The sequence below is a fragment of the Salmonella sp. NW645 genome, assembly GCF_051703725.1.
Taxonomy (GTDB): Bacteria; Pseudomonadota; Gammaproteobacteria; order Enterobacterales; family Enterobacteriaceae; genus Salmonella; species Salmonella enterica.
Genome location: NZ_JAMMKR010000004.1, coordinates 407,008 through 430,349, shown reverse-complemented (window position 1 = coordinate 430,349; position 23,342 = coordinate 407,008). Strand labels below are relative to the sequence as shown.

Here is a 23,342-nt window from a genome sequence, read left to right as displayed (position 1 = left end):
TCGGTTACGCCGCCATCCGGCACAACAAGTTCTGCTTTATCATTACCCTGGGGCGGCGAAAGCCGCCTTTTTCTTTATCTGAAAAATCTCTCCGGGTAGTGCATTTTCTTTAAACTTCTTTACATTAGGTTAGGCAAAAACGTAACGAACTTTATATACTGGAGTTAAGCCTGACGAGTGAGCAGGCTGACTCGTCATACTAAACAAAAGCATTGGTTGCGGTTGACCCGCGCTGCGGGCAGCACAATCATGCGGAGTATGATAATGAAAACAGGGGGCAAGGGATGTTGCTTAATAAGATGTGTGGTCGTTGTCTGTCGGCAATCAGTTTATGCCTGGCCGTAACATTCGCTCCACTGTTCAATGCGCAGGCCGATGAGCCTGAAATGATACCTGGCGATAGCGCCGTTGCCGCGACGGATCAGGCTGGGCCGCAGAAGCAATCCGCCGCGACGGCGATTATGGCCGGGATTCAGCCGCTGCCGGAGGGCGTTTCAGCCGAGAAAGTCCGGGCTGATTTACAGTCGCAGCTTCCTTCCGGCTATACGCCGGTCTATATGAGCCAGCTGACATTGCTGTATGCCGCGCGCGACATGAAGCCCATGTGGGATAATCGCGATGCGGTGAAAGCCTTCCAGCAACAGTTGGCGGAGGTGGCGATTGCCGGATTCCAGCCGCAGTTTACCGCCTGGGTGGCATTGTTGACCGATCCCGCCGTAAACGGTATGGCGCGCGATGTTGTGTTGTCAGACGCCATGATGGGCTATCTCCATTTCATTGCGAATATCCCCGTCAAAGGCCAGCGCTGGTTATATAGCAACAAACCTTACGCATTGGCGACGCCGCCAGTCTCGGTGATTAACCAGTGGCAAATCGCGCTGGAAGAGGGCCAGTTGCCGATGTATATCGCCAGCCTGGCGCCGCAGCATCCACAGTATGCGCCCATGCATGACGCGCTACTGAAGCTGGTGGCGGACTCTCGCCCGTGGCCGCAGTTGACCAATACCGCGACGCTGCGCCCGGGGCAATGGAGTAACGATGTGCCTGCGCTGCGCGAAATATTACAGCGTACGGGGACGCTGGATGGCGGTCCAAAGATAGCCTTACCCGGCGATAACACTGCTGATAGCGCCGTCGTCAGCCCCTCCGCCGCGGTAGTCGAAACATCGGTGGCGCAGCCGGTCGACGAACAAACGGCCCGCCGTAGTAAGTCGGCTCCGGCGGCACGCGCCTACGATCGTGAACTGGTCGAGGCGGTAAAGCGTTTTCAGGCATGGCAAGGGCTGGGGGCGGATGGCGTTATTGGCCCGGCGACGCGTAACTGGCTTAATATGACCCCCGCGCAACGCGCAGGCGTACTGGCACTGAATATCCAACGTTTACGCCTGCTGCCGGCGGAACTCTCTACCGGTATTATGGTAAACATTCCCGCTTATTCGCTGGTCTACTATCAGAATGGCAACCAGGTGCTGGCTTCGAGGGTGATCGTCGGGCGTCCTGACCGTAAAACGCCGATGATGAGCAGCGCGCTGAATAATGTGGTGGTGAACCCGCCGTGGAACGTTCCGCCCACGCTTGCGCGTAAAGACATTTTACCGAAGGTGTGGAATGACCCAGGCTATCTGGAGCGCCATGGCTACACCGTGATGCGCGGCTGGAACAGCAAAGAAGCGATCGATCCGTGGCAGGTTGACTGGGCCACCATTACGCCATCGAATCTTCCGTTCCGTTTCCAGCAGGCGCCAGGCGCGCACAATTCGCTGGGGCGTTATAAATTTAATATGCCGAGTTCAGATGCGATCTATCTGCACGATACGCCCAACCATACTCTCTTTCAGCGTGACGCCAGGGCGTTAAGTTCCGGCTGCGTGCGGGTCAATAAGGCCTCTGAACTGGCGAATATGCTCTTGCAGGATGCTGGCTGGAACGATGCGCGGATCTCAGGCGCCCTGAAGCAAGGCGACACGCGGTATGTCAATATCCGGCAGAACATTCCAGTAAATCTTTACTATCTGACCGCGTTTGTCGGCGCAGATGGACGTATGCAATATCGTACAGATATTTACAATTACGATCTCACAGCGCGATCCAGCGCACAAATTGTGCCAAAGGTTGAACAATTAATCAGGTAAATGAAGAAGTTCTGGTAAATATGTTGTCCTAATGTTTGGCTTCAACGGGGCGTTTCGCTGTAGACCCCCGTTGTGGCTGGGAGAGGGCCATCTTGACGCGGGCTTTATCGGCAGTTAAGGTGCCTTTCGTGCGCCAGAAGTGCATATACAACAACCTTTAAGTCGACCGGGCCGTTCAGAAGTCTGTGCCAGCCGGTATCATGTCTGCTTAAAGGTAGAAGTGTATTAACGATAACATTGACCTGTAGACCTGATTATCATGGACAAATTTGACGCTAATCGCCGCAAGCTGCTGGCGCTTGGTGGTGTCGCTCTCGGCGCCGCCATCCTGCCCGCGCCAGCGTTTGCCACACTCTCGACCCCACGCCCGCGCATTTTGACGTTAAACAATCTCCATACCGGAGAGTCAATCAAGGCGGAGTTTTTCGATGGAAGAGCCTACATTCAGGATGAATTAGCAAAGTTAAACCATTTTTTCCGTGACTATCGCGCGAATAAAGTCCGATCAATCGATCCCCGCCTGTTTGACCAACTTTACCGACTTCAGGGGCTGTTAGGGACGCGTAAACCTGTGCAGCTCATCTCGGGCTACCGTTCTCTTGATACCAATAATGAATTACGCGCCCGTAGCAGCGGCGTAGCGAAAAAAAGCTACCATACAAAAGGGCAGGCGATGGATTTTCATATTGAGGGCGTGGCGCTGAGCAATATTCGCAAAGCGGCGTTATCTATGCGCGCAGGTGGTGTAGGATATTACCCACGTAGTAACTTTGTGCATATTGATACCGGGCCGGCGCGGCACTGGTAATCAGCGAGGCTTAATCAAAGGAGCAGTATGAACTATCGTATTATTCCGGTCACCGCGTTCTCCCAGAACTGTTCATTAATCTGGTGCGAACAAACCCGGCTGGCGGCGCTGGTCGATCCGGGCGGCGACGCGGAAAAAATTAAACAGGAAGTGGACGCCAGCGGCGTGACGTTGATGCAAATTTTACTCACGCATGGGCATCTCGATCATGTCGGCGCGGCGAGTGAACTGGCGCAGCATTACGGCGTTCCTGTTATCGGTCCGGAAAAAGAAGATGAGTTCTGGCTGCAAGGACTGCCGGCGCAAAGCCGCATGTTTGGTCTGGATGAGTGTCAGCCGCTGACGCCTGATCGCTGGTTGAACGACGGCGATCGCGTCAGCGTAGGGAATGTGACGTTACAGGTGTTACATTGTCCGGGACACACGCCGGGACACGTGGTTTTCTTTGATGAACAGTCGCAACTGCTGATCTCCGGCGATGTGATTTTCAAAGGTGGCGTCGGGCGCAGCGATTTTCCTCGCGGCGATCATACCCAGTTGATTGACGCCATTAAGCGTAAATTGTTGCCGCTTGGCGATGATGTGACCTTTATTCCTGGCCACGGCCCGCTCTCTACGCTCGGGTACGAGCGTCTGCATAATCCCTTCCTGCAAGATGAGATGCCGGTCTGGTAAGCAGAATGAAAAAGCCTGCAATGTGCAGGCTTTTTTATCGGTCACGCCAGTCGGCAGCTTTTTACAGTACCGCGACAATGGCTTCGCACAGCGGCGCCATATTATCCGGGGTCATGCCCGCCACGTTCACGCGACCAGAAGCCACGGCATAAACGCCGAACTCTTCACGCAGACGCAGCACCTGCTCTTTGGTCAGTCCGCTGAATGAGAACATCCCGTTCTGCTTGATAATAAAGCTGAAGTCACGGTTCGCGCCTTTTTCCTGCAAGGTATTCACGAACAGTTGACGCATACGCTGAATACGCTGGCGCATGTCCGTCAGTTCCTGTTCCCAGATAGCGCGCAGGGCGTCATTACTCAGGATAGTCGCGACGATGGACGCGCCGTGCGCTGGCGGGTTGGAGTAGTTAGCGCGAATGGCGGATTTCATCTGGCTAAAAGCGCGATCCACGGTTTCCACATCGGCAGCCACGAGGGTGCAGGCGCCGACGCGTTCATTATATAAGCCGAAGTTTTTGGAGTAGGAGCTGGCGACAATAAGCTCTTTATGCAGCGCGGCAAAGGCGCGCAGACCTTCCGCATCTTCTTCCAGGCCGCGGGCAAAGCCCTGGTAAGCGAAATCGAATAGCGGCAGCCACCCTTTTTCAACGGAAAGCTCAGCCAGAACCTGCCACTGTTCCAGAGTAGGGTCAATGCCGGTTGGGTTATGACAGCAACCGTGGAACAGAACCACATCGCCGGCCTGTGCTTCGCTCAGGCTGGCTTGTAGCGCTTCAAAATCCAGCGTGTGATTTTCCGCATCGTAGTAAGCGTACTCCCGAACTTCCAGGCCGGCAGCGTTAAACACGCTTTTGTGGTTCGGCCAGCTGGGGTTGCTCACCCACACCCGTTTTACCGGAGTATTTTTTGCCAAAAAGTCGGCGGCAATGCGTAACGCGCCGGTACCGCCCGGCGTTTGCGCCGTGCGTGCGCGCTTATCGTTAATCAGCGCGCTGCCTTTGCCGAACAGCAGTTCCTGAGTACAGCGAGCAAATTCCGGAATCCCGTCAATGCCGAGATAGTTTTTCGTCGTTTCATTTTCCAGTAAATACTGCTCGGCTTTTTTAACGCTGGTGAGCACCGGTGTTTTGCCGGTTTCATCTTTATATACGCCAATGCCAAGGTTAATTTTCCCTGGACGGTCATCGGCGCGAAACAGATCGGCCAGGCCCAAAATTGGGTCGGCAGGAGCGGCGGTTATGTTCTCAAACATGACGAGGTTCCATTATAGTTACAGAAGGGAAATCCGCTATCAGGTTAACGGCAGATTTACAAAATGCCAACCGTTAGCGCTAAAAAGCCCGCCTGTTTTTGAAAGACGCACATTTTCTCTAAGAGAGATAAAAAAACAGGACCGAAGTCCTGTTTTTGAGGCATAAAACAAAGGGGTCTGCTGATCAGAACTGGTAAGTAATACCGACAGCCGCCTGATCGTCGGTGCCAACGTAGCTGGAGCTATAGTCGTTTTCGTCCAGCAGGTTGAAACGGTAGTCAACCCATACGTTCATGTTTTTGTTGAAGTAGTAAGTCGCGCCCGCCTGAATATATTTCGCCAGATCGGCCGAGCCGTCGGCGCCGTTCAACTGCTTACCTTTACTCTGCACATACGAGATTGCCGGACGCAGGCCGAAGTCAAACTGGTACTGAGCGACCACTTCCAGGTTCTGCGTTTTGTTTGCCATTTCCACGGTATCGGTAACCGTATTTTCAACAATGCTCATATTGCGGGTTTCAGCATATACGGCAGCCAGGTAGACGTTGTTTGCATCATATTTCGCGCCAACGGCCCATGACTCTGCGCGATCGCCATTACCATCGCGATCCTGCTGATCGTTAGTACGCTTGCTGTTGCTGTACGCTGCGGTGACGCCAAAGCCGTCGAACTCATATGCCATGGTGTAACCTACGCCATCGCCATTCTGAGAGTTAATGCTGTGGTTGTCCTGATTTTTACCCTGATACTGGATACCGAAAGAGAGACCGTCCACCAGACCAAAGAAGTCAGAGTTACGATAGGTCAACAAACCGCCAGCACGGCTGGTCATGTAGTTATCGGTATAGGCGCCGCCCCAGGTTTCGCCGGAGAAGTAGGGGGCCATATCGGTATAGGATTCAACATCGTAAACGATACCGTAGTTACGACCATAATCGATTGAACCCACTTCCGCGTATTTCAAACCCGCGAAAGCCAGACGGACCAGATTCGAGTTCTGCTGTTCGCCTTCAGCGCGGTCTGCTTTAGTACGGTATTCCCACTGACCGAAACCGGTCAGATCGGTGTTAATCTGCGTTTCCCCTTTAAAACCAATCTGGGCATAAGTCTGGTCGGCATTTTTGCTATCGCCGGTCGTTGTCCATACGTGACGACCCACGGCTTTACCGTACAGATCCAGCTTATTACCATCTTTATTATAAATTTCTGCTGCGTTTGCGGTTGCAGCAGCCAGCAGGGCAGGGATCACCGCTGCCAGGATTTTGCGCTTCATCATTATTTATTACCCTCATTGGTTTTTTTATATGACACCTGCCACTGCCGTCAATAAATTCCGTCAATAAAACTTTACAGAAATATTGATGAGAGTTTGGTGTCTTTATGTGTCTGACAGGCATCTTTCCATTCAAACTAACGTTTCGCTACCGTGAAAGTGCTACAAATATAAAGATTTAGTTTCAAAAGGAAAAAATATGTAAACAAATGTTATTTTCGCGGAACTTTGTGAACAACGTCAAACTTCCCCTGAGTTCTCGCTTTGATTTGATCGTTTTTCTTTTATCACTATGATTTTATTGCAATTATTGGCTTGTAGAACCGTTGTGTCTGAAAAAGCAGCAGGCGAGCTATTTCATAAAAATAGCCATTTGGAAGTCTTGATGTCTGAAATTGTGGTTAAAAATTGTGCTATTAGAACAGAAAAATCTAATCCGCAATAAAATTAAGGATTAATTTTTATGTGTAAATATTTTCGTGAAATATACAGTAACAAGATGTGGTAATTCAGAGGGTTGTAATTAAATTTATTTACTTATTGATAATAAAACTGACATTCAGGCGAAAAAAAGGCCAGCATAGCTGGCCTTGAGTGTGACGTAAAAATCAGAAGCTGGCGTTGCGTGGGGTCCGTGGGAACGGAATAACATCGCGCACGTTTTGCACACCCGTGACGTAAGCGATAAGGCGTTCAAAGCCCAGGCCAAAGCCGGAATGCGGTACAGTACCGTAGCGACGCAAGTCGCGATACCACCAGTAATCCTCTTTATTCAGCCCCATTTCGGCCATACGGGCATCCAGCACATCCAGACGCTCTTCACGCTGGGAACCACCGATGATTTCGCCGATTCCCGGCGCCAGCACATCCATGGCCGCCACGGTTTTGCCATCTTCGTTAAGGCGCATGTAAAATGCTTTAATTTCCTTCGGATAGTTTTTCACCACTACCGGCGCTTTGAAATGCTCTTCCGCCAGATAACGTTCGTGTTCGGAAGAGAGGTCGACGCCCCAGAACACCGGGTTTTCAAATGTCTTACCACAGCGTTCCAGAATGGCGACCGCATCGGTGTAATCCACCTGAGCGAAGTCGGTAGAGACAAAACGCTCCAGACGAGCGATAGCGTCTTTATCCACGCGTTCGGCAAAGAACTTCATATCATCCGCACGCTCTTCCAGAACCGCCTTGAAGACATATTTCAGCATGGCTTCCGCCAGACGGGCGTTGTCTTCCAGATCGGCGAACGCCACTTCCGGCTCCAGCATCCAGAACTCCGCCAGGTGGCGGCTGGTGTTGGAATTTTCCGCGCGGAAGGTCGGCCCAAAAGTATAGATTTTGGACAGCGCACAGGCATACGTTTCACCGTTGAGCTGGCCGGAGACGGTCAGGAATGATTCTTTGCCAAAAAAGTCTTTGTCAAAATCTACTCTGCCCTGGTCGTTACGCGGCAGGTTTTCCAGATCCAACGTTGAGACGCGGAACATTTCGCCAGCGCCTTCGGTATCGGAAGCGGTAATCAGCGGGGTAGAGACCCAAAAGAAACCCTGCTCATCGAAGAAGCGATGCAGCGCCTGCGCCAGAGTATGGCGGACGCGCGCTACCGCGCCAATCAGGTTGGTGCGCGGGCGCAGATGCGCGACCTCACGCAGATACTCAATGCTATGGCGTTTTGCCGCCATCGGGTAGGTATCCGGATCTTCCACCCAGCCTGCGACCTCTACTTTCGTAGCCTGGATTTCGAAACTTTGCCCCTGTCCCGGCGACGCGACAACCTTACCTGTTACTACTACGGAGCAGCCTGTCGTCAGGTGTAATACTTCTTCATTATAATTGGGCAGAGAATTATTAATGACAGCCTGTACAGGATCAAAGCAGGAGCCGTCATAAACGGCGAGGAAGGAGATGCCAGCTTTTGAATCTCGGCGGGTACGCACCCATCCGCGCACGGTGACTTCTTGGTCAACGGCTACGCGGCCCTGGAGTACGTCGGCTACAGGCACAACGCTCATAATATTCTCTCTGTTAATAGTCGGAAAAAATAAACACTTGTCCACCCGAAATGGGGGTATTCCTATGTTACCTGGCATCTGCAATCAGACAAGCAGAAATCGCATCTGGAAGCAGGTTTTCAGAAAGAAACCTGTAAAAAGTTCGCACCTGCTCGCGAACCATTGAGAATTTAGGCTGGTTTTGCAAGCTTTGCGCACGTTACTCGATCAGGACGCGCATCTCTTGCTTGGCGTTTTGCATCACGACAATCGTTTTAAAAGACTTAATATTGCCTGAGGAAAAGAAAAGCTCACGGGTAAGCGCTTCATATTCCGCCATGTCACGAACATTGAGCACCAGTAAAAAGTCGAAATCGCCCGTTACGTAGTAGACCTGCTGCACCTGCGGGCAACTGACAAACCGTTGACGAGCCTCTTCCAGTAAATTGAATCGCTCGTTTTCGATCACCACCTGCACCACAATCGTGACCGGGCGTCCCACTTTGCCAGCATCAATAAGGCTGACATTGCCTTTAATTATGCCCGCCTCCTCCAGTGCCGCGATACGACGATTCACTGCCGAAGGTGAAAGATTGACCTGTTCGGCGATTTCCCGCTGAGAAAGACGATTATCGCGTTGCAATAATGTCAGAATGTTTTTATCCCAGGCGTCAAGCTTCATATCGCAAATAACCTCTTTAATGTGATGACTATCACTGTGCGCAATTTTGCCGCGTCCAGGCCGTTAAAAAAAGGTGAAAATTGCACGACGATGGGCATTTTCGCGCCATTTAACAGCAATAAGCATAGTACTATCATAATCAGCGGAATAAAGAAACGGACGTAATAGATATTGTGCGACTCTTTTATCAGTACGTTTATTAAAGTGAGGATAACCACTACTACAGCCACAAAACGCGAGTTCTTTACTTGTTTCTACTCAATAATTGCCAAAAACATATTATTTCAATAAATAAACTTTAACAAAAGGTATCATTATGCATGAACTTATTAAATGCCAGTTTAATACACGTCGGAAAAAATATGGTACAGGAGCGGCCTTAAGTTTGCTTAACGAAAATGTTGGGCGTGAGGTGTTAGCATTTCATAAAAAATTACCCAATTATGCCGTTACGCCGTTACATAATCTGGCGCATCTAAGCCGGCGGCTTGGACTAGGGTCCATCCATATTAAAGATGAGTCCTGGCGTTTTGGCTTGAATGCTTTTAAAGGTCTGGGCGGCTCTTATGCTGTAGGAAAATATCTCGCTGATAAATTGCAATTTGATATTAACTCGTTAAGTTTTGCTGCCCTTAACACTCCTGAGATTAAAGAAAAAATTAAGGATTGTGTTTTTGTTACCGCGACGGATGGCAATCATGGCCGTGGTGTGGCGTGGGCGGCGGAGCAATTAGGTCTAAAAGCCGTCGTTTATATGCCTAAGGGATCATCGTTAATCCGGGCAGAGAATATTCGCCATCATGGAGCTGAATGCACCATCACCGATTTGAACTACGATGATGCAGTGCGACTGGCCCATAGAATGGCGCAAACAAAAGGCTGGGTGCTTTTGCAGGATACAGCCTGGACAGGGTATGAAGAGATCCCAACGTGGATTATGCAAGGCTATATGACACTAGCGGTTGAAGCTTATGAGCAGCTCGCAGAAACAAACAGTCCGTTGCCAACCCACCTTATTTTACAAGCGGGGGTGGGATCGTTTGCTGGCAGTGTTATGGGTTATTTTGTTGAAAAAATGCAGGAAAATATCCCTAATATTATTGTAGTTGAGCCGCATCAGGCCAACTGTCTTTATCAATCCGCAGTTATGAATGATGGTCAACCTCACTGCGTCACTGGCGATATGGCGACGATAATGGCCGGGCTTGCGTGTGGGGAGCCGAATATTATCAGTTGGCCTATTATTCGGGACAACACCAGTTGTTTTATTTCCGCTGATGATTGTCTGGCGGCTAAAGGTATGCGCATTTCTGCCGCGCCGCGTCCAGGCACTGATACGCCTTTTATTTCCGGCGAGTCCGGAGCTATTGGCGTAGGGTTACTTTATGAGTTGATGAACAATATGCGTTATCAGGATCTTGCTAATCGCTTACAGCTTGATGCCAGTGCTCATGTTCTGCTTATTAGCACCGAAGGCGATACGTCACCAGATATTTATGAAGATATAGTCTGGAACGGACGCAGTGCTTAAACATTACGACTAAAAAATTAGATAACAAAGGCAGCATGCAAAAATCGCGTTTTTTATACGCATAATAAACCTAATGCAGGAAGCAAAACTTCATAACAATATACCATTAAAACGGCATTTAGTGAGTAAGGGATGCTCCTACCCGCTGACTTTCCAGTTTAGTGTTGTTGGCAAAATTCAGGATTACGCTGAACTGGAAAGATTATTTCTGAGACTGAACGAATTAATTTAAATCCGAGGTCATTATGTTAGAGCAACTTTCACAACTCTTTGAATTTCTATGGGGTGGCCCATTATTTTTGTGTGTCATCGGCATTGGTTTTTATTTTACAGTACGCCTCAAATTTTTCCAGATTATCAATTTAAAAGAAATTTACCGTAATACAATTGGTACACTTGCCGGAAAAAATAAACAAAACACTACTGGCGAGGCAGCGTCTAAAAAATCCCTAAAATCAATAGAGGTGGCTGCCACTGTGCTATCCGGCTCATTAGGCGCGGGAACGATCGCAGGTGTTGCTGCGGCTATTGCGGTTGGCGGACCTGGGGCAATTTTCTGGATGTGGATCATTGCGGTCGTGGGTATGATGACCAAAATGGTTGAAGTGACGCTGGCGGTGAAATACCGAAGTAAAGGTGAGAATGGCGAATATTATGGCGGCCCAATGCATTATATTAAGAAAGGGCTCAATAAAAAATGGCATCCCCTGGCAGGATTATATGCGTTTGCATTAATGATTCTGGTTATTACGGATGCCTGTTTTGTGCAAACCAATACGATGGCGGCGGTCATTCACTATACGTTTGACATCCCAACAAGCGTCATTGGGGGATTTATTGTCATCGTAGGCGCGTTGGTTATTTTAAAAGGACTCGCCAGTCTTGGTAAATTCTGTACGGTTGCACTTCCACCGATCACCATTGCCTATTTCATTGGTGCCGCTGGTGTAGTGGTATTGAATATCGAGGCTATCCCACAGGTTATAAAAAGTATTTTCTATTATGCCTTTGCCCCTGCGCCAGCAGCCGGTGGCTTTGTCGGGTCAACCATCATGATGGCCATCAGTAAAGGAGCCAGTCGCGGAATATTCACTAACGAAGCTGGCATGGGTACCTCGGCCACAGTACATGCTACTGCCAACGTGGATTACGCTTTCCGTCAGGGAATGTGGGGGGCAGTGGAAGTTTTTTTTGTCTCAATGATTACCTGTAATTTTACTGCATTTGCTGTACTTGCTTCTGGTATGTGGGCAGACGCCAGTTATCAAGGTATTCAGATTATCTTTGCCGCCTTAAAAGAAACATGGCATCCGATTATTGTTCAGGTTCTCTGTCTCGGTGTGGCGTTGATTCTGTTTACTTCTTATCTTGGTTCATATATTAAATTTCGCACTTCGATAAACTATATTTTTGGCGATAAGCTAGAACGCATCATTAAATGGCTATATTTTTTGCCGCCACTGATTGCCGTTAATATGGAAATCCCGGTAATCTGGTTAATGGCTGATATTGCTGTCGGTTTTCTGGTTATCCCCAACGTAATTGCACTGTTCTTGCTGCGTAAAGAATTTATTAGCGAATTCAATATATTCAGAACGCGTACACAGCGGGACACTAATTCTGTAAAAACAACGCAAATCACGCACGTAAATATGTCGAAGAGTGAAGGGGAAGAATAGTCACCATCGCGGCCAGAACAAGTAAGATGGTCAGAAGAGTAACAAGCGCCCACTTTCCGGGCGCTTCGCACAGGCATGGTTAACTTGCTTTACGCACCTGCGGGAGATCAAAGGCTTTACGCAGCGCGCGCACAAACGCTTTATCATGACAGATCGTTTTACCGGGGCTGTCGGAAAGTTTAGCCACCGGCTTTCCGTTACATTCCACGAGTTTAATCACAATATTGAGCGGTTTTACCTGAGGGATATCGCAGGTCAGGCGGGTACCGATGCCGAAGCTTAACTGCACGCGAGAGGCGAAATGGCGATAGAGCTCGACCGCCTTTTGCAGATCAAGGTTATCTGAAAAGACCAGCGTTTTTGTCAGCGGATCAATCCCCAGCTTTTCATAATGGGCAATCGCCTTTTCGCCCCATGCGACAGGGGCTCCTGAGTCGTGGCGTAACCCCTGATAACGGCTGGCGAATTCAATGCCGAAATCGCGTAAAAACGCATCCATTGTAATGCAATCTGTCAATGCGATACCAAGCTGGTCCGGATATTCGTTAAGCCAGGCGGCCAACGCGGCACGCTGGCTGGTCGCCAGGTCCGGACTGATTTGTTGATGCGCCTGGAACCATTCGTGCGCCTGAGTGCCCATCGGCGTCAGCGCCAGGCGACGCGCGAGATCATAGTTGCTGGTGCCGACGAACCATGACTCCTGCTGGAGACGTTTAACTATCGCCTGCTGCACTTCACGAGAGAAACGGCGGCGGGTGCCGAAGTCCATCAGGTGGAAGCGGGACATATCGAGATTGGCGGTTAACGCAGTGAAATCAACCAGCTTACTTTCCAGCGCGTCGAGCGCCTGATCAACGCCCGCGTTTGGCGAGCGGTAGTGATGAACCAGCTCACTGATCACGGCCAGCAGCGGCACTTCCCACATAATGACTTCACGCCACGGGCCGGTTAAGCGAATATTCAGCTTGCCGTTATCGTTGGTGACACAGACTTGAGCTGGGTTATAGCGAAACTCGCGTAACCAGTTCAGATAATCCGGTTTAAAAAAGGGCAGGCCGGAGAGCCACTGGAACTCGTCCTCCTGGAGGCGCAGGTGCTGCATCGCGTCCACCTGCTCGCGAATAGCATCGGCATAAATACCCAGCAGGTCGTCGCCACGGCAACGAAACTCAGCCGCTACCTGCACATCATAGTAGTGGTGAAAAACGGCTTGCTGCATATGCAACTTATAAGCATCTGTATCCAGCAACGAGTGCAGAACAGGAGAAGCGAATTGTGTCATAGGTGCGCTGTTGCGTCCTCTCACGGGAGCGTTTAGTACAATAAACAACTAAGAAAACCGCTGGAGTATACCTTGTTTAGCGATTTATTGAACCCCGATCACACCATAAGCTGTCTTTAGGGTCGAGCGCATTTCGTGCCCCATGTTATAAAAATGTAGCAAAGAGGCCGTTTGTGCCTGAAAAGATGAACATTCTGCGTAGCGCGATTTGCGCAACAGGAATAGACTGGAGTCGACACTCTACACAAAGATGCGAAAGGTTTTTTATGACACAACAGCCACAAGCCAAATACCGCCATGACTATCGCGCGCCGGATTACCAGATTACTGATATTGACTTGACCTTTGACCTCGATGCCGAAAAAACCGTGGTCACCGCAATAAGCCAGGCTGTTCGTCATGGCGCGCCTGATGCGCCTCTTCGCCTTGATGGGGAAGATTTAACGCTGGTATCTATCCACGTCAACGATGCGCCGTGGACAGCATATAAGGAAGAAGAGGGCGCGCTTATCATCCGCGACCTGCCAGAGCGTTTTACGTTACGCATTGTCAACGAGGTAAGTCCGGCGGCGAATACGGCGCTGGAAGGATTGTACCAGTCCGGCGATGCGCTCTGTACCCAGTGTGAAGCGGAGGGCTTCCGCCATATTACCTGGTATCTTGACCGCCCGGACGTACTGGCGCGATTTACCACCAAAATTATTGCCGATAAAAGCAAATATCCCTTCCTGCTCTCCAATGGCAACCGTGTTGCGCAGGGCGAACTGGAGAATGGCCGTCACTGGGTTCAGTGGCAAGATCCGTTCCCGAAACCGTGTTATCTGTTTGCGCTGGTGGCCGGTGATTTTGACGTGCTGCGCGATACCTTTACCACCCGCTCCGGGCGTGAAGTCGCGTTAGAACTGTACGTTGACCGTGGCAATCTGGATCGCGCGCCGTGGGCAATGACCTCGCTGAAAAATTCCATGAAATGGGATGAAACGCGTTTTGGGCTCGAATATGACCTCGACATCTATATGATTGTCGCGGTGGATTTCTTTAATATGGGCGCGATGGAGAATAAAGGTCTCAATATCTTTAACTCCAAATACGTGCTGGCGCGAACCGATACCGCGACGGATAAAGATTATCTCGATATTGAGCGCGTGATAGGTCATGAGTATTTCCACAACTGGACCGGCAACCGCGTCACCTGCCGCGACTGGTTCCAGTTGAGCCTGAAAGAGGGGCTAACCGTGTTCCGCGATCAGGAGTTTAGCTCTGATTTGGGGTCACGCGCGGTGAACCGCATCAGTAACGTGCGTACCATGCGCGGTTTACAATTCGCGGAAGACGCCAGCCCGATGGCGCATCCTATCCGCCCGGATAAAGTAATCGAAATGAATAACTTCTACACCCTCACCGTTTATGAAAAGGGTGCGGAAGTCATTCGCATGATCCACACGTTGCTGGGTGAGGAAAATTTCCAGAAGGGGATGCAGCTTTATTTTGAGCGCCATGACGGCAGCGCCGCGACGTGTGATGACTTCGTACAGGCGATGGAAGATGCTTCTAATGTCGATTTGTCCCATTTCCGCCGCTGGTACAGTCAGTCCGGCACGCCGATTGTAACGGTAAAAGATGATTATAATCCGGAAACCGAGCAGTACACGTTGACCATCAGCCAGCGTACTCCGGCGACGGCGGATCAGGCGGAGAAGCAGCCGCTGCATATTCCATTCGCCATTGAACTGTACGATAACGAAGGCAACGTCATTCCGTTGCAAAAAGGCGGTCACCCGGTCAATGCCGTGCTGAACGTCACGCAGGCGGAGCAGACATTTACCTTCGATAATGTCTACTTCCAGCCTGTTCCGGCCTTGCTGTGCGAGTTTTCAGCGCCGGTGAAACTGGAATATAAATGGAGCGATCAGCAGTTGACGTTCCTGATGCGCCATGCGCGCAATGATTTCTCCCGTTGGGATGCGGCGCAAAGCCTGCTGGCCACATACATTAAACTGAATGTGGCGCGTCATCAGCAGGGGCAACCGCTATCGCTTCCGGTGCATGTCGCTGATGCGTTCCGTGCAGTACTGTTGGATGAGAAAATCGATCCGGCGTTGGCCGCAGAAATTTTAACGCTGCCTTCGGCCAATGAAATTGCGGAGCTGTTTGAGGTCATTGACCCGATCGCCATTGCGCAAGTTCGTGAAGCGCTAACGCGTACGCTGGCGGCAGAACTGGCGGATGAGTTCCTGGCTATCTATAACGCCAATCATCTGGATGAGTATCGTGTTGATCACGGCGATATCGGTAAGCGCACGCTGCGCAATGCTTGCCTGCGCTTCCTGGCGTTTGGTGAGACGGAGCTGGCTAATACGCTGGTCAGCAAACAGTATCGCGACGCCAATAATATGACCGATGCGCTGGCGGCCCTGTCTGCTGCGGTGGCGGCGCAGTTGCCGTGCCGCGATATGCTGATGCAGGAGTATGACGATAAGTGGCATCAGGACGGCCTGGTGATGGATAAATGGTTTATCCTGCAATCCACAAGCCCGGCGGAAAATGTACTGGAAACCGTACGCAGCCTGCTCAAACACCGTTCTTTCAGTATGAGCAACCCGAACCGCATCCGTTCATTAATTGGCGCATTTGCTGGCAGCAACCCGGCGGCGTTCCATGCGCAAGACGGTAGCGGATACCAGTTCCTGGTCGAGATGCTGACCGATCTGAATAGCCGTAACCCGCAGGTAGCATCTCGCCTCATTGAACCGCTGATTCGTCTGAAACGTTATGATGATAAGCGTCAGGAGAAAATGCGCGCGGCGCTGGAGCAGTTAAAAGGACTGGAGAATCTTTCCGGCGATCTGTACGAGAAGATAACTAAAGCGTTAGCCTGACAGTATCTGCTATAAAGAGGTAAGACATGCCCGGTAAGCGTTAGCGCTGCCGGGCATTTTTTTGCCGGACGATGACGCTCGCTGGCGAAACGTGAAGTGAGAATGAAGGAAAACGATTGCTATTTATTGCCGTAGGTCAATTCCCTTTTGCTTTGTTATCGCCCATAATACGCCCCCGGTTTGCACACCGGGAATCCAGGAGAGTTCATGTACTATCCCTTCGTTCGTAAAGCCCTTTTCCAGCTCGATCCAGAGCGCGCTCATGAATTTACATTTCAACAATTACGCCGCATTACAGGTACGCCGCTGGAAGCGCTGGTGCGCCAGAAAGTACCGACAAAGCCGGTTACCTGCATGGGACTTACCTTTAAAAATCCACTGGGGCTGGCTGCCGGTCTGGATAAAGACGGGGAGTGCATCGACGCGTTAGGCGCGATGGGGTTTGGCTCCCTGGAAATCGGCACCGTGACGCCGCGCCCACAGCCGGGTAACGATAAGCCGCGTCTTTTTCGTCTGGTGGATGCTGAAGGTCTGATCAATCGGATGGGCTTTAATAATCTGGGCGTCGATAACCTGGTCGAGAATGTTAAAAAAGCCCATTTTGATGGTATTCTGGGAATTAACATCGGTAAAAATAAAGATACGCCTGTCGAAAATGGCAAAGATGACTACCTGATTTGTATGGAAAAAGTCTATGCTTATGCGGGTTATATCGCCATTAATATTTCTTCGCCGAATACGCCAGGGCTACGTACGCTCCAGTATGGCGATGCGCTGGACGATCTGTTAACTGCCATTAAAAATAAGCAAAACGATCTTCAGGCGATCCACCATAAATATGTGCCGGTGGCAGTAAAGATCGCGCCGGATCTTTGTGAAGAAGAATTGATCCAGGTTGCCGATAGCCTGCTTCGTCATAATATTGATGGGGTGATTGCGACAAATACCACCCTCGATCGTTCTCTGGTACAAGGAATGAAAAATTGCCAGCAAACGGGGGGATTAAGTGGCCGGCCATTACAATTAAAAAGCACAGAAATTATTCGCCGTTTATCCCAGGAGTTAAAAGGACAATTGCCTATTATCGGCGTCGGCGGCATTGACTCAGTTATCGCCGCGCGCGAGAAGATAGCGGCAGGAGCTACGCTGGTACAAATTTATTCCGGCTTTATTTTTAAAGGCCCGCCATTGATTAAAGAAATCGTAACGCACATCTAAACTTTAGCCTTTATCAGACAACCAGGGCTTTATTTCCGGCGCTGGTTGTTTTATATTTCTCCACTGTTGCTTATTTAGACATTTTAGGCTTTTATTATTGGGGTAATAAACGAAGCGGCGAAAGGACAATGCTGTTACGAGTTGCTTAAAAGCGGGAGAGAGGTAATGCGAATTAAACCTGACGATAACTGGCGCTGGTATTATGATGAAGAGCACGATCGTATGATGCTCGATCTCGCCAATGGTATGCTTTTTCGCTCGCGCTTTTCTCGTAAAATGCTTACGCCGGACGCGTTTTGCCCGACCGGTTTTTGTGTGGATGATGCCGCGCTCTATTTTTCCTTTGAAGAAAAATGCCGGGATTTCGAATTAACTAAAGAGCAACGCGCGGAGCTGGTGTTGAATGCGCTGGTGGCGATTCGCTATCTCAAACCGCAGATGCCAAAAAGCTGGCATTTTGTGGCGCATGGCGAAATGTGGACCCCAGGAACGGGCGATGCCGCAAGCGTCTGGTTAAGCGATACGGCGGAACAGGTTAATTTGCTGGTCGTTGAGCCGGGAGAAAATGCCGCGTTGTGTCTGCTGGCCCAGCCGGGCGTGGTGATAGCAGGCCGAACCATGCAGCTTGGCGATGCGATTAAAATTATGAACGACAGGCTGAAACCGCAGGTTCACTGTCACAGTTTCAGCCTTGAACAAGCGGTTTAATTTTCCAGTCGTAACGCGGTCTTAGGTACGCAGCTACAGCTCAGAATCGTACCATCGTCACCCATAGCCGATTTTTTCAGCGGACTTACTTCGCCTTCCAGCAAACGTATCCGGCAGCAACCACAGATACCAGCCCGGCAAGAATACGGAATACGAATTCCCTGATTCTCCAACTGTTCCAGTAGTACCTGTTGATTATTCCCGCAGAAGGTTTGCCCCTGCCAGTCGATGGTTACACTCGCGTCCGGGTGTTTCTCTGGCGTAACGCTGTCGTCGACCGTTGTGGTGCCATAAGCTTTTGCCGGAGCTGTCGCCAGAATCTCCACTTCATCGCCGACGCGAACGACGCCGCTATTGCGGGCAATCAGATTCTGACCGAAATCCACATCGCCATTGTCCTGGGCGGTACGAAAAGCTTGCAGTGTCGCCAGCGGTTCTCCGGAAGGATGTTTTTGCCCCTTTTCAGGGCTGACGGTCGTAAAAATACAGCGGCTACAGGGCTTCACGACGTCAAAAATCACATCGCCAATGCGAAGCACTTTCCAGCTATCTTCCTCCCAGGCCGCTACGCCGGAAACCACTAAGTTTGGGCGGAATTGTTCCATTTGTACGCCTGCCGGACAACGCTGTTGCAGATCGCGCAGCGAGGCTTCGTTGGTCAATAAATACGGGTAGCCATCGGCAAATCCCAGCGGCACCGCGTTATGCCGTTTAACCCGGCGCGTCAACTGCGGCCCAACCCAGCGCAACTGGACATCGCGGGAGAAAAAGGCGCTCAACCATTGATTAATCGCCGTCGGGGCGACGCGAGCGGTAAAATGGTTTCCCCAGACCTCGGTCGGCGCATCCTGCGGGGTGAAATCCGTAAAGCGAACCAGCGCGCTACTGCCGTCTGGCGCGGTCAAATGAAGGCCGTCGTGTAAGGGGGAGGGGGTAAAACGTACCATTTGTGGAAACTGGCGGGCGGTGATAAATGTGCCGTCAGGCTCGGTTATCATAAAGATGCGATCAAAAGCCAGGCCGCTGATATCTGCCAGCGCATGAGTCAGACCAATGCCGCGCATGGATTTGACCGGATGAATAAAGAGCCGTGATAACGTCGCCACCGTACAGTCCCTCAAATGAAAATAAGCCTTCAACTTTATGACATGGGCGTGAGATTAGCTATAATGCGCAACAATTTTCTTAGCGTAAAAGTGACAATATGAATTCTCTGTTTGCCAGTACGGCCCGCGGGCTGGAAGAGCTGTTAAAAACTGAACTGGAAAAACTGGGCGCCGTAGGGTGTCAGGTTGTTCAGGGTGGGGTCCATTTTCAGGGCGACACGCGGCTTATTTACCAGAGCCTGATGTGGAGCCGCCTGGCCTCGCGTATTATCCTGCCGATGGGTGAGTGCAAGGTCTACAGCGATCTCGATCTTTACCTCGGCGTTCAGGCGATAAACTGGACAGAGATTTTTAATCCTGGCGCGACGTTTGCGGTGCATTTCAGCGGCCTGAACGACACCATCCGTAATAGCCAGTATGGCGCGATGAAAGTTAAAGACGCGATTGTCGATGCGTTTACGCGGAAAAATCTTCCGCGTCCAAATGTGGACCGCGAATCGCCGGACCTCCGTATTAATGTCTGGCTGAATAAAGAAACTGCCAGCATTGCGCTGGATCTCAGTGGTGATGGCCTGCACCTGCGCGGTTATCGCGATCGCACCGGGCTGGCGCCAATTAAAGAGACGCTGGCGGCAGCGATTGTTATGCGTTCCGGCTGGCAACCAGGTACGCCGCTGCTCGACCCTATGTGTGGTTCGGGGACACTATTGATTGAGGCCGCGATGTGGGCGACCGATCGCGCGCCGGGCCTGCACCGTGGTCACTGGGGATTTAGCGGCTGGGCACAGCATGACGAGGCTATCTGGCAGGAAGTGAAAGCCGAAGCGCAGACCCGGGCGCGTAAGGGGCTGGCGGAGTATTCCTCTCATTTCTACGGTTCCGACAGCGATGCGCGCGTCATTGAGCGGGCGCGCAGCAACGCCCGTCGCGCCGGTATCGGGGAGCTTATCACCTTTGAAGTGAAAGATGTGGCGCAACTGAGTAATCCATTGCCGAAAGGCCCGTATGGTACGGTGATCAGTAACCCGCCTTACGGCGAACGTCTGGACAGCGAACCGGCGCTGATTGCGTTGCACAGCCTGCTGGGCCGTACCATGAAAAACCAGTTTGGCGGCTGGAACCTGTCGCTGTTCAGCGCTTCGCCCGATTTGCTGGGCAGCCTGCAATTACGTGCCGACAAACAGTTTAAAGCCAAGAATGGCCCGCTGGACTGCGTGCAGAAAAACTATCATATTGCGGAAACCACGGCGGACAGTAAACCGGCGACGGTGGCGGAAGATTACGCTAATCGCCTGCGTAAAAATCTTAAAAAGCTGGAGAAATGGGCGCGCCAGGAAGGGATTGAATGCTATCGCTTGTATGATGCCGACCTGCCGGAATATAACGTGGCGGTAGACCGTTACGGCGACTGGGCAGTGATTCAGGAATATGCGCCGCCGAAAACGGTGGATGCGCAAAAAGCGCGGCAACGTCTGTTCGATATTATTGCGGCAACCTTGTCAGTGCTCGGTATTCCGCCGAATAAACTGGTGTTAAAAACCCGTGAACGACAAAAAGGAAAAAACCAGTATCAGAAAATGAGCGAGAAGGGCGAGTTCCTTGAGGTCAGCGAATATAATGCGCGCTTATGGGTAAATCTGACGGATTATCTCGACACCGGTCTGTTCCTCGATCACCGTATTGCCCGCAGAATGCTGGGAGAAATGAGCAAAGGCAAAGATTTCCTGAATCTCTTTTCTTATACCGGCAGCGCCAGCGTACATGCGGGGCTGGGCGGCGCGCGCAGCACCACAACGGTGGATATGTCCCGCACCTATCTGGAGTGGGCCGAACGTAATTTGCGTCTGAACGGACTGAGTGGCCGCGCGCATCGCCTGATTCAGGCCGACTGCCTGGGCTGGCTGCGCGAGGCGAATGAACAGTTCGATTTGATCTTTATCGATCCGCCAACGTTCTCTAACTCAAAACGTATGGAAGAGTCGTTTGATGTTCAGCGCGATCATGTTGCGTTAATGAAAGATTTAAAACGCCTGCTGCGTAAAGGCGGCACCATCATGTTCTCAAATAATAAGCGCGGATTCCGTATGGATCTGGAAGGGCTGGCTGAGCTGGGGCTTACCGCACAAGAAATTACGCAAAAAACGCTTTCCCCGGATTTTGCCCGTAACCGTCAGATTCATAACTGTTGGCTGATCCGCGCCGCCTGAAAGGAAAAGTAAATGTCATTAATCAGTATGCATGGCGCATGGCTGTCGTTCAGCGACGCGCCGCTTCTCGATAACGCAGAGTTGCATATCGAAGATAACGAACGCGTCTGTCTGGTGGGGCGTAACGGCGCCGGGAAATCCACCTTGATGAAGATCCTCAACCGCGAACAGGGTCTGGACGATGGGCGTATTATTTATGAGCAGGATCTGATCGTCGCGCGTCTGCAACAGGACCCGCCCCGTAATATTGCGGGCAGCGTCTATGACTTTGTCGCCGAAGGTATCGAAGAACAAGCGGAATACCTCAAGCGCTATCATGAGATTTCCCGTCTGGTGATGACCGATCCCAGCGAGAAAAACCTCAATGAAATGGCGCGCGTACAGGAACAGCTCGATCATCATAATCTGTGGCAGCTGGAAAACCGTATTAATGAAGTGCTGGCGCAGCTTGGACTCGATCCTAACGCCGCGCTGTCGTCGCTCTCCGGCGGCTGGCTGCGTAAAGCCGCGCTGGGTCGGGCGCTGGTCAGCAATCCGCGCGTATTGTTACTGGATGAACCGACTAACCATCTGGATATCGAAACTATCGACTGGCTGGAAGGGTTTCTGAAAACCTTTAACGGAACGATTATTTTTATCTCTCACGATCGTTCGTTTATTCGCAATATGGCGACCCGCATTGTCGATCTCGATCGTGGCAAACTTGTCACCTATCCGGGAAATTACGATCAATACCTGCTGGAGAAAGAAGAAGCGCTGCGCGTAGAAGAATTACAAAACGCGGAATTTGATCGCAAACTGGCGCAGGAAGAAGTCTGGATTCGCCAGGGTATCAAGGCGCGCCGCACCCGTAATGAAGGGCGCGTGCGGGCGTTAAAAGCGATGCGTCGTGAACGCAGCGAGCGCCGGGAAGTGATGGGCACGGCGAAGATGCAGGTCGAAGAGGCGACGCGCTCCGGTAAAATCGTTTTTGAGATGGAGAATGTCGATTACCAGGTAGAAGGAAAACAACTGGTAAAAGATTTCTCCGCTCAGGTGCAGCGCGGCGACAAGATTGCGTTAATTGGCCCGAACGGCTGCGGTAAAACCACGCTACTGAAACTGATGCTGGGACAGCTTCAGGCTGACAGCGGGCGCATCCACGTAGGAACGAAGCTGGAAGTCGCCTACTTCGATCAGCATCGCGCCGAACTGGATCCGGAAAAAACCGTGATGGATAACCTTGCGGAAGGCAAGCAAGAGGTGATGGTAAACGGTAAGCCGCGCCATGTACTGGGCTATTTGCAGGACTTCCTGTTTCATCCCAAACGGGCGATGACGCCCGTTCGCGCGCTTTCTGGCGGCGAACGTAACCGTCTGCTGCTGGCGCGACTGTTCCTCAAGCCGAGCAATCTTTTAATTCTCGATGAACCAACGAACGATCTTGACGTCGAAACGCTGGAACTATTAGAAGAATTAATTGATGGCTATCAGGGCACGGTACTACTGGTCAGCCACGATCGGCAATTTGTCGATAATACAGTGACGGAATGCTGGATTTTCGAGGGCGGCGGCAAAATCGGACGTTATATCGGCGGCTACCATGATGCGCGTGCGCAGCAAGAGCAGCATCTGGCGACGAAACAGCCGATGGCGAAAAAAAATGAGGAAGTTATTGCCCCTAAAGCAGAAATTGTAAAACGTGGCAGTAGCAAACTAAGCTATAAACTGCAGCGCGAGCTGGAGCTGTTACCCGGTCAGCTTGAAGACCTGGAAGCGAAGCTGGAAGCGCTACAGGCGCAGGTTGCGGATGCGGCCTTTTTTAGCCAACCCCATGAGCAAACGCAAAAAGTTCTGGCCGATTTAAGTCAGGCGGAGCAAGAACTTGAGCAAGCCTTCGAACGTTGGGAGTATCTTGAAGGCCTGAAAAACGGGGCATAACG

Annotated in this window: 16 protein-coding genes; 10 read left to right on the top strand and 6 right to left on the bottom strand. The window is 51.1% G+C overall.

The annotated features are described in order from the left end of the window. Window positions 1-284: 284 nt before the first annotated feature. From ldtD to NA389_RS11700, 3 genes are all read left to right on the top strand, one after another. Window positions 285-2,132, top strand: coding sequence for a L,D-transpeptidase (gene ldtD / locus NA389_RS11710; RefSeq protein ID WP_000925894.1), 1,848 nt, complete (start codon window positions 285-287; stop codon window positions 2,130-2,132). A gap of 259 nt (window positions 2,133-2,391) precedes the next feature. Further along, window positions 2,392-2,940: a YcbK family protein gene (locus NA389_RS11705; RefSeq protein WP_000357052.1), complete on the top strand. Its 549-nt coding sequence runs from the start codon at window positions 2,392-2,394 to the stop codon at window positions 2,938-2,940. A 27-nt stretch (window positions 2,941-2,967) separates the two neighbouring features. After that, window positions 2,968-3,615: an MBL fold metallo-hydrolase gene (locus NA389_RS11700; RefSeq protein ID WP_001109471.1), complete on the top strand. Its 648-nt coding sequence runs from the start codon at window positions 2,968-2,970 to the stop codon at window positions 3,613-3,615. A 61-nt stretch (window positions 3,616-3,676) separates the two neighbouring features. On the opposite strand, the gene aspC is transcribed toward NA389_RS11700, so the two are convergent. The 4 genes from aspC to NA389_RS11680 form a co-directional block, all read right to left on the bottom strand. Next, window positions 3,677-4,867 carry an aspartate transaminase gene (gene aspC, locus NA389_RS11695; protein WP_000462656.1) on the bottom strand — a complete coding sequence of 397 codons (1,191 nt, stop codon included), beginning with the start codon at window positions 4,865-4,867 and terminating at the stop codon, window positions 3,677-3,679. Between the two features lie 184 nt (window positions 4,868-5,051). Further along, entirely contained in the window at window positions 5,052-6,143 is a 1,092-nt protein-coding gene (gene ompF / locus NA389_RS11690; RefSeq protein WP_000977709.1) for a porin OmpF, read from the bottom strand. Window positions 6,144-6,748: 605 nt separating this feature from the next. Further along, the gene (gene asnS, locus NA389_RS11685) at window positions 6,749-8,149 is read right to left on the bottom strand and encodes an asparagine--tRNA ligase (RefSeq protein WP_000117867.1); all 1,401 of its coding nucleotides are present in this window, start codon (window positions 8,147-8,149) and stop codon (window positions 6,749-6,751) included. A gap of 199 nt (window positions 8,150-8,348) precedes the next feature. Next, window positions 8,349-8,810, bottom strand: a complete 462-nt coding sequence (locus NA389_RS11680; RefSeq protein WP_000762342.1) for an Lrp/AsnC family transcriptional regulator — start codon at window positions 8,808-8,810, stop codon at window positions 8,349-8,351. A 316-nt stretch (window positions 8,811-9,126) separates the two neighbouring features. On the opposite strand from NA389_RS11680, the gene dpaL reads away from it, so the two are divergent. Both dpaL and NA389_RS11670 read left to right on the top strand, forming a co-directional pair. After that, on the top strand, window positions 9,127-10,341 hold the full coding sequence (dpaL, locus tag NA389_RS11675; protein ID WP_000544847.1) for a diaminopropionate ammonia-lyase: 1,215 nt from the start codon (window positions 9,127-9,129) through the stop codon (window positions 10,339-10,341). A gap of 245 nt (window positions 10,342-10,586) precedes the next feature. Continuing rightward, on the top strand, window positions 10,587-12,020 hold the full coding sequence (locus tag NA389_RS11670; RefSeq protein WP_000893194.1) for an alanine/glycine:cation symporter family protein: 1,434 nt from the start codon (window positions 10,587-10,589) through the stop codon (window positions 12,018-12,020). 79 nt (window positions 12,021-12,099) lie between these two features. Here the strand turns inward: NA389_RS11670 and pncB are convergent, their stop codons facing one another. After that, the gene (gene pncB / locus NA389_RS11665) at window positions 12,100-13,302 is read right to left on the bottom strand and encodes a nicotinate phosphoribosyltransferase (protein WP_000191403.1); all 1,203 of its coding nucleotides are present in this window, start codon (window positions 13,300-13,302) and stop codon (window positions 12,100-12,102) included. A gap of 266 nt (window positions 13,303-13,568) precedes the next feature. Between pncB and pepN the strand changes: the two genes are divergently transcribed. The 3 genes from pepN (at window position 13,569) to zapC (ending at window position 18,107) form a co-directional block, all read left to right on the top strand. Continuing rightward, window positions 13,569-16,181 carry an aminopeptidase N gene (gene pepN, locus NA389_RS11660; RefSeq protein ID WP_000193768.1) on the top strand — a complete coding sequence of 871 codons (2,613 nt, stop codon included), beginning with the start codon at window positions 13,569-13,571 and terminating at the stop codon, window positions 16,179-16,181. A 207-nt stretch (window positions 16,182-16,388) separates the two neighbouring features. Continuing rightward, complete coding sequence (gene pyrD / locus NA389_RS11655) at window positions 16,389-17,399, top strand: quinone-dependent dihydroorotate dehydrogenase (RefSeq protein ID WP_000291723.1); 1,011 nt, start codon at window positions 16,389-16,391, stop codon at window positions 17,397-17,399. A 165-nt stretch (window positions 17,400-17,564) separates the two neighbouring features. Then, window positions 17,565-18,107: a cell division protein ZapC gene (gene zapC / locus NA389_RS11650; RefSeq protein ID WP_001220671.1), complete on the top strand. Its 543-nt coding sequence runs from the start codon at window positions 17,565-17,567 to the stop codon at window positions 18,105-18,107. On the opposite strand, the gene NA389_RS11645 is transcribed toward zapC, so the two are convergent. Next, the gene (locus NA389_RS11645) at window positions 18,104-19,213 is read right to left on the bottom strand and encodes a YcbX family protein (protein ID WP_000224061.1); all 1,110 of its coding nucleotides are present in this window, start codon (window positions 19,211-19,213) and stop codon (window positions 18,104-18,106) included. The genes zapC and NA389_RS11645 overlap by 4 nt on opposite strands. A 98-nt stretch (window positions 19,214-19,311) precedes the next feature. Here NA389_RS11645 and rlmKL point away from each other — a divergent pair, with 98 nt between their 5' ends. Then, window positions 19,312-21,420 carry a bifunctional 23S rRNA (guanine(2069)-N(7))-methyltransferase RlmK/23S rRNA (guanine(2445)-N(2))-methyltransferase RlmL gene (gene rlmKL, locus NA389_RS11640; RefSeq protein WP_001086481.1) on the top strand — a complete coding sequence of 703 codons (2,109 nt, stop codon included), beginning with the start codon at window positions 19,312-19,314 and terminating at the stop codon, window positions 21,418-21,420. A gap of 12 nt (window positions 21,421-21,432) precedes the next feature. Continuing rightward, window positions 21,433-23,340 (top strand): ABC transporter ATP-binding protein, encoded by a 1,908-nt coding sequence (locus NA389_RS11635; protein ID WP_000053043.1) that lies wholly within the window; start codon window positions 21,433-21,435, stop codon window positions 23,338-23,340. The last annotated feature ends 2 nt before the right edge of the window (window positions 23,341-23,342 follow it).

Excerpts from the sequence above, each read along its gene's own strand:
- pyrD (WP_000291723.1), top strand. The coding sequence starts at position 16,389 with ATGTACTATCCCTTCGTTCGTAAAGCCCTTTTCCAGCTCGATCCAGAG.
- asnS (WP_000117867.1), bottom strand. The coding sequence starts at position 8,149 with ATGAGCGTTGTGCCTGTAGCCGACGTACTCCAGGGCCGCGTAGCCGTT.
- NA389_RS11700 (WP_001109471.1), top strand. The coding sequence starts at position 2,968 with ATGAACTATCGTATTATTCCGGTCACCGCGTTCTCCCAGAACTGTTCA.
- ldtD (WP_000925894.1), top strand. The coding sequence starts at position 285 with ATGTTGCTTAATAAGATGTGTGGTCGTTGTCTGTCGGCAATCAGTTTA.
- rlmKL (WP_001086481.1), top strand. The coding sequence starts at position 19,312 with ATGAATTCTCTGTTTGCCAGTACGGCCCGCGGGCTGGAAGAGCTGTTA.
- NA389_RS11705 (WP_000357052.1), top strand. The coding sequence starts at position 2,392 with ATGGACAAATTTGACGCTAATCGCCGCAAGCTGCTGGCGCTTGGTGGT.
- pepN (WP_000193768.1), top strand. The coding sequence starts at position 13,569 with ATGACACAACAGCCACAAGCCAAATACCGCCATGACTATCGCGCGCCG.
- dpaL (WP_000544847.1), top strand. The coding sequence starts at position 9,127 with ATGCATGAACTTATTAAATGCCAGTTTAATACACGTCGGAAAAAATAT.
- zapC (WP_001220671.1), top strand. The coding sequence starts at position 17,565 with ATGCGAATTAAACCTGACGATAACTGGCGCTGGTATTATGATGAAGAG.
- NA389_RS11680 (WP_000762342.1), bottom strand. The coding sequence starts at position 8,810 with ATGAAGCTTGACGCCTGGGATAAAAACATTCTGACATTATTGCAACGC.
- NA389_RS11635 (WP_000053043.1), top strand. The coding sequence starts at position 21,433 with ATGTCATTAATCAGTATGCATGGCGCATGGCTGTCGTTCAGCGACGCG.
- aspC (WP_000462656.1), bottom strand. The coding sequence starts at position 4,867 with ATGTTTGAGAACATAACCGCCGCTCCTGCCGACCCAATTTTGGGCCTG.
- pncB (WP_000191403.1), bottom strand. The coding sequence starts at position 13,302 with ATGACACAATTCGCTTCTCCTGTTCTGCACTCGTTGCTGGATACAGAT.
- NA389_RS11670 (WP_000893194.1), top strand. The coding sequence starts at position 10,587 with ATGTTAGAGCAACTTTCACAACTCTTTGAATTTCTATGGGGTGGCCCA.
- ompF (WP_000977709.1), bottom strand. The coding sequence starts at position 6,143 with ATGATGAAGCGCAAAATCCTGGCAGCGGTGATCCCTGCCCTGCTGGCT.